At 73.5% G+C, this 15,877-nt stretch carries 14 protein-coding genes and 5 tRNA genes; 12 read left to right on the top strand and 7 right to left on the bottom strand.

All coding sequences use genetic code 11. The features are described 5' to 3' along the window. Nucleotides 1-55 precede the first annotated feature (55 nt). The 4 genes from cobT (at nucleotide 56) to ACYVMZ_RS11065 (ending at nucleotide 6,976) form a co-directional block, all read left to right on the top strand. Entirely contained in the window at nucleotides 56-4,312 is a 4,257-nt protein-coding gene (gene cobT / locus ACYVMZ_RS11080; protein WP_461078170.1) for a nicotinate-nucleotide--dimethylbenzimidazole phosphoribosyltransferase, read from the top strand. Nucleotides 4,313-4,460: 148 nt separating this feature from the next. After that, nucleotides 4,461-5,693 carry a uroporphyrinogen-III C-methyltransferase gene (gene cobA / locus ACYVMZ_RS11075; RefSeq protein ID WP_461078168.1) on the top strand — a complete coding sequence of 411 codons (1,233 nt, stop codon included), beginning with the start codon at nucleotides 4,461-4,463 and terminating at the stop codon, nucleotides 5,691-5,693. Nucleotides 5,694-5,756: 63 nt separating this feature from the next. Further along, nucleotides 5,757-6,575: a TrmH family RNA methyltransferase gene (locus tag ACYVMZ_RS11070; RefSeq protein ID WP_461078166.1), complete on the top strand. Its 819-nt coding sequence runs from the start codon at nucleotides 5,757-5,759 to the stop codon at nucleotides 6,573-6,575. A gap of 8 nt (nucleotides 6,576-6,583) precedes the next feature. After that, the gene (locus ACYVMZ_RS11065) at nucleotides 6,584-6,976 is read left to right on the top strand and encodes an NUDIX domain-containing protein (protein ID WP_461078164.1); all 393 of its coding nucleotides are present in this window, start codon (nucleotides 6,584-6,586) and stop codon (nucleotides 6,974-6,976) included. 74 nt (nucleotides 6,977-7,050) lie between these two features. Here ACYVMZ_RS11065 and ACYVMZ_RS11060 read toward each other — a convergent pair whose 3' ends face one another. Then, the gene (locus tag ACYVMZ_RS11060) at nucleotides 7,051-8,562 is read right to left on the bottom strand and encodes a serine/threonine-protein kinase (protein WP_461078528.1); all 1,512 of its coding nucleotides are present in this window, start codon (nucleotides 8,560-8,562) and stop codon (nucleotides 7,051-7,053) included. 196 nt (nucleotides 8,563-8,758) lie between these two features. Between ACYVMZ_RS11060 and ACYVMZ_RS11055 the strand changes: the two genes are divergently transcribed. The 4 genes from ACYVMZ_RS11055 to ACYVMZ_RS11040 all read left to right on the top strand — a co-directional run bounded on the left by ACYVMZ_RS11055 (nucleotide 8,759) and on the right by ACYVMZ_RS11040 (nucleotide 11,061). Next, on the top strand, nucleotides 8,759-9,034 hold the full coding sequence (locus ACYVMZ_RS11055; protein WP_461078162.1) for a hypothetical protein: 276 nt from the start codon (nucleotides 8,759-8,761) through the stop codon (nucleotides 9,032-9,034). Nucleotides 9,035-9,230: 196 nt separating this feature from the next. Continuing rightward, nucleotides 9,231-9,425 (top strand): hypothetical protein, encoded by a 195-nt coding sequence (locus ACYVMZ_RS11050; protein ID WP_461078160.1) that lies wholly within the window; start codon nucleotides 9,231-9,233, stop codon nucleotides 9,423-9,425. 334 nt (nucleotides 9,426-9,759) lie between these two features. After that, complete coding sequence (locus tag ACYVMZ_RS11045; RefSeq protein ID WP_461078158.1) at nucleotides 9,760-10,698, top strand: phosphotransferase family protein; 939 nt, start codon at nucleotides 9,760-9,762, stop codon at nucleotides 10,696-10,698. A gap of 78 nt (nucleotides 10,699-10,776) precedes the next feature. Next, nucleotides 10,777-11,061: a TFIIB-type zinc ribbon-containing protein gene (locus ACYVMZ_RS11040; RefSeq protein ID WP_461078156.1), complete on the top strand. Its 285-nt coding sequence runs from the start codon at nucleotides 10,777-10,779 to the stop codon at nucleotides 11,059-11,061. Nucleotides 11,062-11,138: 77 nt separating this feature from the next. Here ACYVMZ_RS11040 and ACYVMZ_RS11035 read toward each other — a convergent pair. The 5 genes from ACYVMZ_RS11035 to ACYVMZ_RS11015 form a co-directional block, all read right to left on the bottom strand. Beyond that, nucleotides 11,139-11,210, bottom strand: a tRNA-Val gene (locus ACYVMZ_RS11035). A gap of 34 nt (nucleotides 11,211-11,244) precedes the next feature. Next, nucleotides 11,245-11,316: transfer RNA gene (locus tag ACYVMZ_RS11030), tRNA-Val, on the bottom strand. 19 nt (nucleotides 11,317-11,335) lie between these two features. Continuing rightward, nucleotides 11,336-11,407, bottom strand: a tRNA-Val gene (locus ACYVMZ_RS11025). Between the two features lies 1 nt (nucleotide 11,408). After that, nucleotides 11,409-11,482 (bottom strand) — tRNA-Cys (locus tag ACYVMZ_RS11020). A 38-nt stretch (nucleotides 11,483-11,520) separates the two neighbouring features. Continuing rightward, a tRNA-Gly gene (locus ACYVMZ_RS11015) sits at nucleotides 11,521-11,593 on the bottom strand. Between the two features lie 177 nt (nucleotides 11,594-11,770). Between ACYVMZ_RS11015 and ACYVMZ_RS11010 the strand changes: the two genes are divergently transcribed. The 3 genes from ACYVMZ_RS11010 to ACYVMZ_RS11000 are packed head-to-tail and all read left to right on the top strand — an operon-like array spanning nucleotide 11,771 to nucleotide 14,510. Beyond that, a complete protein-coding gene (locus ACYVMZ_RS11010) occupies nucleotides 11,771-12,814 on the top strand; it encodes a chorismate-binding protein (RefSeq protein ID WP_461078154.1) in 1,044 nt (347 codons plus the stop codon). Then, on the top strand, nucleotides 12,811-13,632 hold the full coding sequence (locus tag ACYVMZ_RS11005) for an aminotransferase class IV (RefSeq protein ID WP_461078152.1): 822 nt from the start codon (nucleotides 12,811-12,813) through the stop codon (nucleotides 13,630-13,632). The genes ACYVMZ_RS11010 and ACYVMZ_RS11005 overlap by 4 nt, the downstream gene beginning before the upstream one ends. A gap of 53 nt (nucleotides 13,633-13,685) precedes the next feature. Continuing rightward, nucleotides 13,686-14,510 carry a GNAT family N-acetyltransferase gene (locus ACYVMZ_RS11000; protein ID WP_461078150.1) on the top strand — a complete coding sequence of 275 codons (825 nt, stop codon included), beginning with the start codon at nucleotides 13,686-13,688 and terminating at the stop codon, nucleotides 14,508-14,510. Nucleotides 14,511-14,569: 59 nt separating this feature from the next. Here the strand turns inward: ACYVMZ_RS11000 and ACYVMZ_RS10995 are convergent, their stop codons facing one another. Next, nucleotides 14,570-15,094 carry a DsbA family protein gene (locus ACYVMZ_RS10995; RefSeq protein WP_461078148.1) on the bottom strand — a complete coding sequence of 175 codons (525 nt, stop codon included), beginning with the start codon at nucleotides 15,092-15,094 and terminating at the stop codon, nucleotides 14,570-14,572. Nucleotides 15,095-15,304: 210 nt separating this feature from the next. Here ACYVMZ_RS10995 and ACYVMZ_RS10990 point away from each other — a divergent pair, with 210 nt between their 5' ends. After that, nucleotides 15,305-15,742, top strand: a complete 438-nt coding sequence (locus tag ACYVMZ_RS10990; protein ID WP_461078526.1) for a hypothetical protein — start codon at nucleotides 15,305-15,307, stop codon at nucleotides 15,740-15,742. Nucleotides 15,743-15,877 lie beyond the last annotated feature (135 nt).

Raw genomic sequence — 15,877 nt, 5'->3', positions numbered from 1 at the left:
CCGTTCCGGGTGAGCTGGTCGTAGAGAAGCACTAACCGATGGGCGAGGGGTACGCATGACCGACACCGGCCAGGTCCCGGGCGAGGGGCTGCCGGAGAACGCAGGCATGGTGGAGCAGCCGGGCGTTTCCGCGCACGGTGCGTACGCCTACCTCTCCGAGACCACCGCCGAGGACGAAGACCTCCTGCTGCCCGGCTCCCAGGGCGCCTGGGGCAACGAGGTCGCCCCGCCCGCGCCCGAGCCGGTCGTCGAGGCCGTGCACGATCCGGCCGCCGAGGCCGTGCACGAGCCGGGCCCGCACGAGCTCTCCGGCCGCGACAGCGGCTCGGTCGACCTCGGCGGCGTACGCCTGCCCGACCCTCCGCCGATCCCGCCCATCACCCCCCGTCGGCCGCTGCACCTCGGCCCGCCCATCCCCAACACCTCCGCCAGCCCGGTCCGCTCCCTCGCCGACCGCGGCCCCGCCGACGCGCCGGCACGGCAGCCCGGGCCGCCGACGGTCGGCCCCGAGTACCTCGACGTCCCGCGCGCGCGGGAGATGCCCGCACCTCAGGTGCCCCCGCAGGCGGCGGCGCCCTGGGGCGCGCAGGCGGCGGCACAGGCCCCGGTGAGCGCCGGGGCGGCGCCTGCGGAAACGGTTGTTCCGGCAGCGCGGCCGGTGGCTGCGGCACAGGCCGTGGCCGAGCAGGTCGCGACCGAGGCGGGCCCGGCCCAGGCCGTGGCACCGGTGGAGCCGGGCGCCGCTGCGGCCGGACAGCCGGCGGAGGCCGGCTCGACGGCGCAGGCCGCCCCGGTGGCCCAGGTACAGGACGGCGGGCACGCCGCGCAGGCTCCGCAGGGTGCGATGGCCGCGGGTGAGCACGGCGGAGTGGCCTACGCGCCGAGTGCTGAGCAGGAGGCTGCGGCGGAGGGTTCCGCCGGTGAGCCTGGCCATGGCGCGGTTGATGGATCCGCCGGTGCTGCCGCGCATGGCGCGGCGGATGGTTCCGCCGAGGAGGCCGGGCCCGGATCGGCCGCTGATTCCGCGGAGAGCGACGGGCAGGGCCTCGCGGACGCCGCTGTCGCGAGCGATGGGCAGATCCTTGCCGACGCCGTGGTCGCGGATGCCCAGCAGCAGGAGGCAGTGGCTCCCGACCAGGGCGCTGAACAGGGTCAGTCGTCCGTCACCCCTGTCTCGGATGCCGAGCAGGGCGCTGAGACGGCCCTGTCGCCGGAGGGTGCCGCTGTTCCCGAGCACGCCCAGGTACCCGAGGCCGTGCCGGCGGTTGACGCTGCTGAGGAGCCTCAGTCCGTTGCCCAGGGCCCTGAGGTGACTGCCGCTGAGGGTGTTGCCCAGGCCCCGGCGGTGACTGACCCCGAGCCCGCCGCCCAGGCCCCGGAGCCGACCGGCCCCGAGACTGTGGCAGCCCCTGCCGAAGCGCCAGCCACCGGGGCGGTTGGACAGGCTGCCGAGCCGATGGGCCCGGAGGCTGTTGCGCACGACCCCGCGGTGACAGGCACTGAGGCTGCCGCCCAAGCTCCCGAGGCGACCACCCCCGAGGCCGCCGCCCCGGCTCAGGAGACCGTCGGTCCCGAGGCCGCCCAGACTTCCGAGACGGTCGCTGCCCCGCTCCCCGCCGCCGAGGGAACCGAGCCCGCTCCCGGTCCGGAACCGGTCGGGTCCGCCCCGGCCGCCGAGGCCGCCGAGGCCACGCCCTTCCCTGCGGCCGCGGACGCGGCCCAGTCCCCGCACCCGGCAGACGGCTCCCCGGCCCCCGCCGAGGACGTCTCCGTCGTACCCACCGAATCGCCCCTCCCGCAGGCGGACACCGAACCCGCCGTGCAGGGGCACCCCGAGCAGCCCCTCCCGGAGGCGCAGCCGATCGCGGAGGCACAGCCCATGCCGGAGGCGCAGGCTCTCCCGGAGGCACAACCCCTCCAGACCCCGCAGACCCCGCAGCCCGTCCAGGGCCCCCAGCAGGCCCATGCCTTCCCGCCCGCCCCGGACGCCCAGGCATCCCTCCCGGCACAGCCGGGCCCCGTGGACGCCGCTCCGCAGGACACGGCCGCGGCCCCCACCGCCTCCGCGCCCCACGGAGCAGCGATCCCCACCCCGGACGCCCCCGCCCAGCCCACCGACGTCACCTCCCCGGCCACGGCGCCGGAACCGGCCCCTGCCGACACGGCCCCCGCGCCCGCCCCCGAGGCGCCCACCGAGCCCGGACACGCCGATGCCGCCACCCTGCCCGGCAGCGTCCCCGCGGAGCCTCAGCCGGAGCAGCCCATCGGCCAGTTCGTCCCCGGCGAGGGCTCGGTGCCGACCGCCCCGCACCTGGCACCGACCACCCCTCAGCCGGTCACCGCGGAGCAGCCCGTGGCGGAGCCCACCGCCGAGGTTCCCGCACCCGTCGAGGCAGAGGCGGAGACAGCGGCAGCGGCCCAGCCCGACCCGGACCTCGTACAGAGCGCGGACGACCTGGACACCCGGGCCGCCGACCAGGAAGACCTGGAAGACCGGCAAGACCGGCAAGACCTGGCAGACCAGCAAGCCCAGACAGAAGAGAGCACGGCCACAGTGGCAGAAGCACGACAGTCCACCGGCCCGGCCGCGCCCCCCTACGACGACGCCGAGCGCGAGGCCGTCCTGAAGGTCATGCGCGAGCGCCGGGACATCCGCAACGGCTTCCGCAGTGACCCGATCCCGCACGAGGTGCTGCTCAGAGTCCTGGAGGCGGCCCACACCGCGCCCTCCGTCGGCCACTCGCAGCCCTGGGACTTCGTCGTCATCCGCTCCGCCGACACCCGGCGCAGCATGCACGAACTGGCGATGCGTCAGCGTGAGGCGTACGCCAAGTCCCTTCCCAAGGGCCGGGCGAAGCAGTTCAAGGAACTGAAGATCGAGGCCATCCTCGACACCCCGGTGAACATCGTCGTCACCGCCGACCCGACCCGCGGCGGCCGCCACACCCTCGGCCGCCACACGCAGCCGCAGATGGCGCCGTACTCCGCCGCACTGGCCGTCGAGAACCTCTGGCTCGCGGCCCGCGCCGAGGGCCTCGGGGTCGGCTGGGTCAGCTTCTTCGACGAGCGCGAGATGGTCCGCGCCCTCGGCCTGCCCGAACACCTGGAGGTCATCGCCTACCTGTGCGTCGGGTACGTCGACGAGTTCCCGGACGAGCCCGAGCTGATGCAGGCCGGCTGGTCCAAGCGCCGCCCGCTGTCCTGGGTCGTGCACGAGGAGACGTACGGCCGCCGCGCCCTGCCCGGGGAGGAGCCCCACGACCTGCTCGCCGAGACCGTCGCACAGATCCGCCCGCTGGACGCCAAGGCGCTCGGCGAGGCCTGGGAGCGCCAGAAGCGCATGACCAAGCCGGCCGGCGCGCTCGGCATGCTGGAGATCATCTCGGCCCAGCTGTCCGGCCTGTCCCGGCAGTGCCCGCCGCCCATCCCGGAGCCCGCCGCCGTCGCGATCTTCGCCGGCGACCACGGTGTGCACGCCCAGGGCGTCACCCCCTGGCCGCAGGAGGTCACCGCCCAGATGGTGGCAAACTTCCTGGGCGGGGGAGCGGTCTGCAACGCGTTCGCCACCCAGGTCGGGGCCGAGGTGTGCGTCGTGGACGTAGGAGTCGCCGCCGACCTCCCGGCCACGCCCGGCCTCCTGCCCCGCAAGGTCCGTGCGGGCACGTCCGACATGACCACCGGCCCCGCGATGACGCGCGAGGAGGCCAAGCAGGCCATCGAGGTGGGGATCGAGACGGCCCGCGACCTGGTGGCGGCCGGCAACAAGGCGCTGCTGACGGGTGAGATGGGCATCGCCAACACCACGGCGTCCGCCGCGCTCATCTCCGTCTACACGGGCGCCGACCCGGCCGAGGTCACGGGCCGGGGCACCGGCATCAACGACGAGACCCTCGCCCGCAAGACCGAGGTCGTCCGCCGCGCGCTCGAACTCCACCAGCCGGATCCGGCCGACCCGATCGGCGTCCTCGCCGCGATCGGCGGCTTCGAGCACGCCGCCATCGTCGGTCTCCTCCTCGGCGGCGCCTCCCTGCGGACGCCGGTGATCCTGGACGGCGTCAGCGCCGGCGCGGCCGCGCTGGTCGCCCGCGCGATCGCCCCCGAGGTCCTGGCGGCCTGCATCGCGGGACACCGCAGCGCCGAGCCCGGCCACGTGGCCGCGCTGAACAAGCTGGGCCTGCGCCCGCTCGTCGACCTCGACCTCCGTCTGGGGGAGGGCACGGGCGCGCTGCTCGCCCTGCCGCTGGTGCAGAGCACGGCACGGGCGATGCACGAGGTGGCGACGTTCGACTCGGCGGGCGTCACCGAGAAGTAGAACCCACGCGGGGAGGGGGTGGGCGGCGCACCGTCGCACCCACCCCAGCCCCGCCGTACGCTGAACCCGCGTCTAAAATCCGCACGTCAGGGCCGCTCCAGAGCCGTAGCGCCCACCGCACGCCGCCTGTACGAGGAGCCGCACCCTCATGGCCGAACACCCCGCCTACCCCGTAGGCCTCCGCCTCACCGGCCGTCGAGTGGTCGTGCTCGGCGGCGGCCAGGTCGCCCAGCGCCGCCTCCCGGCCCTCATCGCGGCGGGCGCGGACGTCCTCCTGGTGTCCCCGGAGGCCACCCCCTCCGTCGAGGCGATGGCGGACGCGGGCGAGATCACCTGGGAGCGGCGCCGGTATCAGGAGGGCGACCTCGCGGACGCCTGGTACGCCCTGATCGCCACCAGCGACCCCGAGGCCAACCGCGCGGCCTCCGCCGAGGCCGAACGCCACCGGGTCTGGTGCGTCCGCTCCGACGACGCCGACCAGGCCACGGCCTGGACCCCGGCCACCGGAACCAGCGAGGGAGTGACGGTGGCCGTGCTGACCACGGACGCGCGCGGCCGCGACCCCCGCCACACCGCCGCCATCCGCGACGCGGTCGTCGAGGGCCTGCGCGACGGCACCCTCGTGGCGCCCCATCACCGCACCCGCACCCCTGGCGTCGCCCTGGTCGGCGGCGGCCCCGGCGACCCGGACCTGATCACGGTGCGCGGCCGCCGCCTCCTCGCCGAGGCCGACGTCGTCATCGCGGACCGCCTCGGCCCACGCGACCTGCTCGCCGAACTCCCCCCGCACGTCGAGGTGATCGACGCGGCGAAGATCCCGTACGGCCGTTTCATGGCCCAGGAGGCCATCAACAACGCCCTCATCGAGCACGCCAAGCAGGGCAAGTCGGTCGTACGGCTCAAGGGCGGCGACCCCTACGTCTTCGGCCGCGGCATGGAGGAGCTCCAGGCGCTCGCCGAAGCGGGCATCCCCTGCACGGTCGTCCCCGGCATCTCCAGCTCCATCTCGGTGCCGGGCGCGGCCGGCATCCCGGTCACCCACCGGGGCGTCGCCCACGAGTTCACGGTGGTCAGCGGCCATGTGGCCCCCGACGACGAGCGTTCCCTCGTCGACTGGCCGTCGCTCGCCAAGCTGACCGGCACCCTCGTGATCCTCATGGGCGTCGACAAGATCGGCAGGATCGCCGAGACCCTGATCGCCCACGGCAAGAACCCGGACACCCCGGTCGCCCTCGTCCAGGAGGGCACGACGGCCGCCCAGCGCCGCGTCGACGCCACGCTCGCCACCGTCGCCGAGACGGTCCGTGCGCAGGACGTCAAACCCCCGGCGGTCATCGTCATCGGCGAGGTCGTGAAGGTCGGCCCCCGGGCGCAGGAGTAACCCGGGGTAACACGACCGATCCCAGCCGTTGGCACCGCACCCAGGACGAGGCACTATCACCCTGTGGCCGATCTCATCACCGTTGACGACCCCACCGACCCGCGCCTGCACGACTACACGGGCCTGACCGACGTCGAACTGCGCCGCAAGCGCGAGCCGGCCGAGGGCCTGTTCATCGCCGAGGGCGAGAAGGTCATCAGACGGGCCAAGGAAGCGGGCTACGAGATGCGCTCGATGCTGCTTTCGGCCAAGTGGGTCGACGTCATGCGCGACGTCATCGACGAGCTCCCGGCTCCGGTGTACGCGGTCAGCCCGGAGCTCGCCGAGGAGGTCACCGGGTACCACGTGCACCGCGGAGCCCTCGCCTCCATGCAGCGCAAACCGCTGCCCACGGCCGCCGAGCTCCTCCGGTCCGCCCGCCGGGTCGTGATCATGGAGTCGGTCAACGACCACACCAACATCGGCGCGATCTTCCGCTCCGCCGCCGCCCTCGGCATGGACGCGGTCCTGCTCTCCCCGGACTGCGCCGACCCCCTGTACCGGCGCAGCGTCAAGGTCTCCATGGGCGCGGTCTTCTCCGTCCCGTACGCCCGTCTGGACACCTGGCCCAAGGGGCTGGAGTCGGTCCGCGAGGCGGGCTTCACACTCCTCGCCCTCACCCCCGACGAGAAGGCCAGGACCCTCGACGAGGCCGCCCCGCACACGATGGACCGCGTGGCCCTCATGCTCGGCGCCGAGGGCGACGGCCTGTCCACCCGGGCCCTGGTCGCCGCCGACGAGTGGGTCCGCATCCCCATGTCCCACGGCGTCGACTCCCTCAACGTCGGCGCGGCGGCCGCGGTCGCCTTCTACGCGGTGGCCACCGGCCGCCCCCGGGCTTAGGAGCAGGAGTGGAGCAGCGCCACGCGATCGTCGCCGTCCTCCTGCGCGGCGACCGCGTCCTCGCCGTCCGGCGCGGCCCCGCCGTCGCCCGCCCCGGCTACTGGCAGCCCCTCAGCGGCAAGCTCGAACCGGGGGAGACCCAGGAGCAGGCGCTGGTCCGGGAGGTGCACGAGGAGGTCGGCCTCACCGTCTCCCCCCTCGCGAAGGTCTGGGAGTCGGAGACCGACGACGGCCGCTTCCGCCTCCACTGGTGGACCGCCCGCGCCGACACGGGGGACGTGGTCCCCGACCCCCGCGAGGTCGGCGAGACCCGCTGGGTCACACCACAGGAATTCCTGGCCCTGGACCCCGTCTTCGACGGCGACCGCGAGTTCTTCGAACGGATCCTGCCGCGGCTGTGACGGCCCGGCCGGCCGCCAGTCGTCAGGTCCGGCGTCGACGGCCGCCAGCCGTCCAGGTCCGGCGTCGACGGCTGCTAGCCGTCCACGTCCAGCGTCGACTCGTACCGCTGGGACATGAGATCGTCGTCCCCCAGCGGCTTGTAGTCCTTCCGCACGTACTCCTGCCGCTCCCGTACGCCGTTCCCGCCGCCGCCGAATCCCTGCGCCGGCCCCTGGCAGCCCTGCACGAGGGCGATGCCGAGCGCCACCACCAGCGTCACCACGACGAACACGAACAGCCGCTGCCGCAGCAGCCGCGGGTTCGCGGGCCGCCGCCCGGCCCCCGTGGTCCTGGGCGCCTGACGCCCGGCGCCGCCGCGCGGGGCGGGCCGGTTTCCGCTGCCGGAGCGCGTGGTGCGCGAGGCGGGCGTGGGCCGTGCCCCGGACCGCGACGGCGTACCACCGGTGCGGGGATTGCCGCCACCACGGGAGGAGCTGCTGTCGCGCGAAGCGCCACCGCCCCGCGAGACGCTGCCGCCGCGCGGCGGGGTCGCGCCGCGTGTGCCGCCCCGGGAGGGAGCCGCGCCCCGCATCGAACCGGAACCGCGCGACGGGGCGGCACCACGCGGCGGGGGAGTCCCCTGGGTGCCCTGCGTGCTCGCCCCCTGGTGCCCCTGCGGACGCCGCTGGGCGCGATCGGGGTAGCTGTCGGCGAGCCGCCCGGTGGGGCGGTCCGCCTCCCCGGCCCGCGGCGCGGGCGGACGTACGTCGGCCAGCCCCTGCGCCTCCCGCGCGGCGATCTCCTTGAGACGCAGCGACAGTTGAAGCGTGCTGGGCCGCTCCTCGGGGTCCTTCGCCAGGCACGCCCGGATGAGCGGAGCCAACGCGTCCGGGACACCGTGCAGCTGCGGCTCCTCGTGCACCACGCGGTACAGCATCACCTCGGAACTGCCGTGCCCGAAGGGCGAGTCGCCCATCGACGCGTACGCGAGCGTGGCGCCGAGCGAGAACACGTCCGTGGCCGGCGTGACGGCCGCCCCGCGCACCTGCTCCGGGGCGAGGAAGCCGGGCGAGCCCACCGCCGTGCCGACGTGCGTGAGCGTCGAGGCACCGGTCGCCCAGGCGATGCCGAAGTCGATGATCCGTGGCCCCTTCGGGGACAGCAGGATGTTGGACGGTTTCAGGTCACGGTGCACGACCCCGGCCTCGTGCACGGCGACCAGCCCCTCCGACAGGGCGGCCCCGATGGCGGCGACCTCGGCGGCGCCGAGCGGCCCCTCGTCGGCGACCTTGTCGTGCAGCGAGGGCCCGGGCACGTACTGCGTGGCGAACCACGGCCGGTCCGCCTCCAGGTCGGCGGCCACCAGCCGGGCCGTGCACCCGCCGCGAATCCGCCGGGCCGCCGAGACCTCGCGCGCGAACCGTGAGCGGAACTCCTGATCCTCCGCCAGGTCAGGCCGGATGACCTTCAGGGCGACCCGCTGCCCCTTCTTGTCGGAGCCCAGGTAGACAACGCCCATCCCGCCCGCGCCGAGCCGTCTGTGAAGCTTGAACGAGCCGACGACGCGCGGGTCCTCGCGCCTCAGGCGCATCATCGCCATGTTCATCCCCGCTGCCCGGTCCGTCTGACGTGGCACAGCTTACGTTTCCACGGCCGCCCGCGCGCAGAGGCCGCGCCCTCTCGGGCCGATGGATTGTCAGTGGTGGGTGGGAGACTTGAAGGGTGGTCAGGGGGAGTGCGAACGGGGCGGGTTCGCGCCGATTGTGACCCCAACCACCCGTTGCAGAAGGGGGATTGGACCCGTGAAGGGTGATCGCGTGGAGATAGTCGTGGATGCCGGGGACACGACGCGCACGTACGAGGTGGTGGCGAGCAGGGCGGGCCGCCGTGTGGAGACGGCGGTGCGCCGAGGCGTGGTGGAAGTGAGCGAAGTCACCCGCAACGGCTCTGTCGTACGAACGGCCCGCTTCATGGCGAACCGCGTCCTGGCGCTGGTCGAGCAGCCGGTTCCGCGAGAGGACAGCTCGGAGAAAACGGGGCAGAGCGGGCGCCCCTTCCGGGAAGACCCTGAGACCTAGGACCCCGTCTCCACCCAGGGGAGTACTCCGCAGGTCATGGCTCATCCTCCGGGAGGCCCGGCAATCGGTACGAGGGCATGACGTCCGGGGAGTGCCGGGCGCCTAGATTTGAGGTCAAGCGGCGGGTGCAGCACTCGTCCCCCGAGGTCAGACACCCGCCGCTGCCAACGACACCACAACGGTCAGGAGAGGGACCATGGCCTACACGGCACCGCGGACACTGATCCGCACCCAGGAGCGTACGGCGCTCCGCCGTCGTCAGGGCCGTCGCCACCCCTTGGTGGCGACACTCATGGCCCTTCCCCTGGCGGTCCTGCTCCTCGTCGTCTTCGACGGTTGGGAGACAGTGGCCACACAAGCGTCGTCCGTGGGTGTGATGCTGGGGCGCTGAGCGGCGACCCCAGGCCCGGAAGAGCGGTCCGGGCGGGGACATCCACCCATGAAACCCCGTGGGGACGGGGGTGCGGCGGACGGCACAAATGCCGGCGCAGCTGGGGAGCTGCGCCGGCATTGCTGTGTTCTGCGCCTAAACCGGCGCCGCTCTCGCGGATGTGGTTGCTGTCTGTGGGGGTTCCTCAATTGTTGGTTGCGGTTCATGCGGGTTTGTGGGGGACGGGCGGCGTTGGCGTCCACCTGCGGGCCTCCTAACTGCGGGCAGTCGTGCCGCTGGGGCGATGGGGATCCCCCGCGTACTCTCACCACACCCCCGCACCCCAGGGAGCCCCGTGCCCGCACCCCCTCTCCTCCCCGAGCTGACCGCCCGGGTCAGAGCCGCGGCGCACGCACGCACCTCGGCCTGCCCCTGCGGCACCACCGCAACGCTCGCCGACCGCCCCGACGCCACAGTCGTCCGGCACGCCGACACCGTCGCCAAGGCCCACGCCCCGGACATGACCAGGGCCGATCTGGTTCCCCGTCTCACCATCGCCGCCGCAATCCCGGACGTACTGCTGCCGCCACTCAGCCCGACGCCAGTCGCCCTGCACGCCCGGCTCGTGACCTTCTGGCCGTACGGCACCCCCGTCGACCCGGACGATCCCGACGCGGCCCCCTGGGAGGCCGCCGCCACCCTGCTCGCCCGGCTGCACCGCACCCCCGTCCGCGAGGCCCTGCCCACCATGCGCGGCCCCGCCAAGGCGGCACGGGCCGTCGCCCGCCTCCGGGCCGCCGGCCCGCATCCCGCCGCCGCACCCGTCCTGCGCGCCTGGGCCGCCCTGCCCGCCTGGGCACGGGCCGAGGCCCCCATGCCGGGCCCCACCACCCTGTGCCACGGCGACCTCCACCTCGGTCAGCTCGTACGCCACCCCGGCCCCGCCGGCCCGTGGCTGCTCATCGACGTCGACGACCTCGGCGCGGGCGTCGCGGCCTGGGACCTGGCCCGCCCGGCGGCCTGGTACGCCTGCGGACTGCTCCTGCCCGACGAGTGGACCCGCTTTCTCGCCGCCTACCGGGCGGCGGGCGGCCCGGCCCTCCCCGAGGACGGTGATCCCTGGCCCGCTCTGGACGTCCCCGCCCGGGCCCTCACCGTGCAGACGGCCGCCCAGGCGATCGCCAAGGCGGTCGCGGCGGGCCGCCCCCTGGACGAGGTGGAGCAGTCCGTCGTCGACGCCTGTGCGCGCATGACCTCCGTACCACCGCAGTTGGCGCACAGGGGGCCGAAGTAGGGTGCAACCGACCGCAGCCGGACAGAGTCTGTCCTGGCGATACGCGAAGCAGGACCGACCGGCGAGGAGTTGAGCCCCATGCAGTGCCCGAAGTGCCACGCACCGATGCACACCTACAACCGCAACGGCGTCCAGATCGAGCAGTGCGGCAACTGCCGCGGCATCTTTCTCGACTACGGCGAGCTGGAGGCGCTGACCCGCCTGGAGGCCCAGTGGTCCCAGCCCGCCGCGCCGCCCCCGCCCGCCCCGCAGGCGTACCCGGCCCCGCCGGCCCCCGCCTGGGGCGCCCCGCACGGCGGCCATGGTCACCACCACGGCCATCGCCGCCAGAAGAGCTTCGGCCACATGCTGTTCTCGTCCTGACACGACTCTCGACAAGACCCCTGACACGACCGAGCCCCCCGGCTGTACGAGACGGCCGGGGGGCTGGCGGTGTGGTGTGGACGATACTGGGATTGAACCAGTGACCTCTTCCGTGTCAGGGAAGCGCTCTCCCGCTGAGCTAATCGTCCTCGGGACCACGATCCGAAGATCGCGGGTACTGCGTGCGCGATACTGGGATTGAACCAGTGACCTCTTCCGTGTCAGGGAAGCGCTCTCCCGCTGAGCTAATCGCGCGAGGGATCCGAAGATCCAGTGGACGATACTGGGATTGAACCAGTGACCTCTTCCGTGTCAGGGAAGCGCTCTCCCGCTGAGCTAATCGTCCTTGGAGGTGGAGACGGGATTTGAACCCGTGTAGACGGCTTTGCAGGCCGTTGCCTCGCCTCTCGGCCACTCCACCAGGAGTGTAGGGGACCGGGAAGATCCCCTGTTCCTTCGAGCGGACGACGAGGCTCGAACTCGCGACCTCAACCTTGGCAAGGTTGCGCTCTACCAACTGAGCTACGTCCGCTTGTCGTTTCGTTCCGCTCGCGCGGCCCGGCGACGTGTTGAACTCTAGCGGATTCCGGGGCCAGCACAAAAACGCGTTTGTGCAGCGTGCTGCGCTGTGCCTGCTCAGGGGCGTGCCGAGGACCCCGAAGGGACATGGCCAGGTCACCCGCAGGACGCCCGCCATAGACTCGACGGTGTGCTCGACCTCCCACCTCTCGCCCGCTTCGGCGACCGCGTCGCCAGCGGGCTCCTCGACGTCACCGACGATCCCGCGGCCTTGGACTCCAGCGGTTTCTGGGCCGTCTGCGCGGACTTCGAGGGCCGTCTGACCTGCGCCCGCTTCCGGGACGTACGGGAGGAGGGCGTACCCGCTCCCGTGCCGGGCGCCTGGCGGGGACCGACCGCCGGTGACTGGACGTCCTCGCTCGACCGCGCCGCGTACACGGCCGCCGTGCGGCGGATACGCGAGCACATCGCGGCCGGTGAGGTCTACCAGGCGAACCTCTGCCGTGTGCTGTCGGCGCCCGTCGCGCCCGACGTCGACGTGGACGCCCTCACCGCGCTGCTGGCGCGCGGCAACCCGGCGCCGTATGCAGGAACGATCCGCCTGCCCGGGCACGGAGTGGAGATCGCCACCGCCTCGCCCGAGCTGTTCCTGCGCCGGGACGGGCGGATGGTGGAGTCCGGGCCCATCAAGGGCACCGGACGCACCGAGGCGGATCTGCTGGAGAAGGATTACGCCGAGAACGTGATGATCGTGGACCTGGTCCGCAACGACATCGGGCGGGTGTGCGTCACCGGCAGCGTGACGGTGCCCGAGCTGTGCGTGGTCGAGAAGCATCCCGGGCTGGTCCACCTCGTCTCCACCGTCCGCGGCGAGCTGCGCCCGGACGCCGGCTGGCCCGAGCTGCTGGCCGCCGCCTTCCCGCCCGGCTCGGTCACCGGCGCGCCCAAGTCGAGCGCCCTGCGGATCATCGACGCGCTGGAGACGGCGCCTCGCGGCCCGTACTGCGGCGGCATCGGCTGGGTCGACGCCGACCGGGGAGTCGGGGAGCTGGCCGTCGGCATCCGTACCTTCTGGATCGACCGGGAGGCGGGCGTGCTGCGGTTCGGTACCGGCGCGGGCATCACCTGGGGCTCCGACCCCGAGGGTGAGTGGCACGAGACCGAACTGAAGGCGTCCCGGCTGCTCGCGGTAGCGTCGGGAGCGTACGAGGTGAGTGAAGGGACCCTGAGGTGAAGATCTGGCTCGACGGCGGGCTGCAGGACATCGAGTCCGCCCGCGTCTCCGTCTTCGACCACGGACTGACCGTGGGCGACGGCATCTTCGAGACGGTGAAGGCGGTGGACGGCCGTCCGTTCGCACTCACCCGGCACCTCGACCGGCTGACCCGCTCGGCGCGCGGCCTCGGCCTGCCCGACCCCGACCTCGACGAGGTGCGCCGGGCCTGCGCCGCCGTCCTCGAGGCCAACCCGATGCCGCTCGGCCGGCTGCGCATCACCTACACCGGAGGACACGGCCCGCTCGGCTCCGACCGCGGCGAGCACGGCCCGACCCTGGTGGTCGCCCTCGGCGAGACCACCCGCCGCCCCGACTCCACGGCCGTCATCACGGTCCCCTGGACCCGCAACGAGCGCGGCGCGCTCACCGGCCTGAAGACGACCTCGTACGCCGAGAACGTCGTCGCCCTCGCCCGCGCCCACCAACAGGGCGCGTCCGAGGCGCTGTTCGGCAACACCGTCGGCCAACTCTGCGAGGGGACCGGGTCGAACGTCTTCGTCGTCCTGGACGGCGAGATCCACACCCCGCCGCTCACCTCCGGCTGCCTCGCGGGCATCACGCGCGCGTTGACCATCGAGTGGACCGGCGCCAAGGAGACCGAGCTGCCGCTGGACGTCCTGGAGCGGGCGGAGGAGGTCTTCCTGACGTCCACCCTGCGGGACGTGCAGGCCGTGCACCGCGTCGACGGGCGCGAGCTGCCGGGCGCGCCGGGGCCGGTGACCGCCAAGGCCATGCGGGTCTTCGCCGAGCGGTCCGGGGACGACCTCGATCCGTAAAGGCCCGGGATATTCGGCTGACCGGGCGCGCGGCAGCGGGTAGAACACCCGTGATGACCACGACCCTGCGGCCGGCCGAGCCGCTTCAGGAGAACGCCGACGGGACGCGTTCGCGCCGCTACCAGGTGTGCGTGAACAGCCGTCCCGTCGGTGCGATACACCTCGGCACCCATCCCGTCTTCGGTGACGCCGTCGCCCGCATCCTGGACCTCCGTATCGAGGAACCGGACCGTCGGCGCGGCCGGGGCACCGTGGCCGCGCTCGCCGCCGAGGAGGTGGCGCGCGGCTGGGGCTGCCGGCGCGTCGAGGCGACGGTCCCCGCCGATGCCGAGGCGGCCTTCCGTCTCGCCACGGCGCTCGGATACGTCGTCCGCAACCGCAACATGGAGAAGGCGCTCGGCGGCACCCCGCCCGTCCTGCCGGGCCGCAGCCGGGCACGGCCCATGACGGAGGCCGAGTTCGGGCCCTGGCTGGTGAAGGGCAAGGAGGACTACGCCCGGGACTGGATCGAGCGCGGCGTCCCGGAGGCCGAGGCCCGGGCCAAGTCGGACAAGGACCACGCCACGCTGCTGCCCGACGGCCGTACCACGCACGGCATGATCTTCAGCGTCCTCGAACACGAGGGGACACCGGTGGGCGCGCTCTGGCTGGCGCTGCGCCGGAACCGCGCCTTCGTCTTCGACGTCGAGACGGACGCCGCCCACCGCGGCAAGGGGCACGGGCGCTCGCTCATGCTGCTGGCCGAGGCACAGGCGATCGCCGCGGCCAAGCGGATCATCGGCCTCAACGTCTTCGCGGGCAACACCCCGGCCGAGCGGCTCTACGCGTCACTCGGCTACGAGACGACGCAGTACGCCCTGTACAAGCCGCTGCTCTAGCTACGGGCTGGACGTTGGGTGGGGACGCGCTCCGCCCGGCGCAGGCTGCCGGGCGCGGGTCAGGCCTGCTGTTCGGCCAGCAGCCGGTCGGCGATCTCCTCGATGCGCTCGCGCAGCCCCTCCTGGCTCTTGCCGCCGTCCAGGCGCTCGCCGCCGATGACGTACGTCGGGGTGCCGGTCACGCCGATGGCCTTGCCCTCGGCCTGGTCGGCGTCCACGATCAGGATGTGCCGGCCGTCGATCAGCGCGGTGTCGAACTCCTCGGCGTCCAGGCCGAGTTCCCGCGCGACCTCGACCAGGAAGGGTTCTCCCTCACGGCCCAGCTCCTCGACCCGCTCCAGCACCGCCTCGACGTACGGCCAACCCCGTCCCTGCGCCCACGCCTCCTCGGCGGCCTGGGCGGCGGCGAAGGCGTGCTGGTGCTTGTCCAGCGGGAAGTGCCGCAGCCGCACCTCCAGGCGGTCGCCGTAACGGGCCCGCAGGGTACGCAGGTCGTCCAGGGCGCTGCGGCAGTCGGGGCACTGGAGCTCGCACCAGACGTCGAGGACGGGGGCGGCGGGTCGGGCGGGGGAGGAGTCGCTCATGCCCCCAGTTTCCCAGTCCCGCCCCCGGCGACCCAATCGGACCTCGCAGGTCATGGCGGCGACGGTCGTAGACCCCACCGGCACCTACGGAGGAGCCGACCCGGAGATGTCCCTGATGTCCGGGCCGGGCATGGTCCTGCGGGGCTCGCAAGGTGCAGGATGGAAGGGACGAACTGCCCGCCGCCCGATTCAGCCCTGCTGGAGGACCGGATGATTGCCGAGACCGTCTGCTCCGCCGTGTCCGCGGCCGGCCTGGGCATCGCGGCGGTGACGGCGTACCGCAGGCGCTTCCTCACGGCGGCCCGCATCGCCGCCTACTCCCTCGTGCCGCTCGGCCTGGTGATGACCGGCGTCGTCGAATGGCTGGCCGACACCGCGTTCAGCCCGACGGCCTGGGCGGGCTTCGGCGTGCTCGGCCTGTCCTGGGCGCTGTTCGCGACCACACGGGTCGTGGAGCGCCGCCGCGGCGGCACCCGCAAGGAGCGCAAGGCGGCCCGGGCGGCGGCCCAGGGTGAGGCGGTGGCTCCGGCGGCCTCGGCACCCTCCCTGGGGCCGGGCTCCCGCCCGGCGGCCAAGCCCACGTCCGCACCTCGCGGCGACGAGGACTTCAGCGACATCGAGGCCATCCTCAAGAAGCACGGCATATGACGGGCGCATGCCGGGTTGAAACGACACAGTGGGTCCACGGGCGTCCGGAAGTGATCACAACCTGACCTGGACCTCACGGAATCCGGCGCACTCCCGTTCTTTCCGGGGGTGGAGATCGCGTCACATCTCCCGCAT

The organism is Streptomyces deserti, assembly GCF_054782695.1.
Note: the sequence above shows the minus strand (reverse complement) of the source record. Positions and strands in the feature narration are given on the sequence as shown.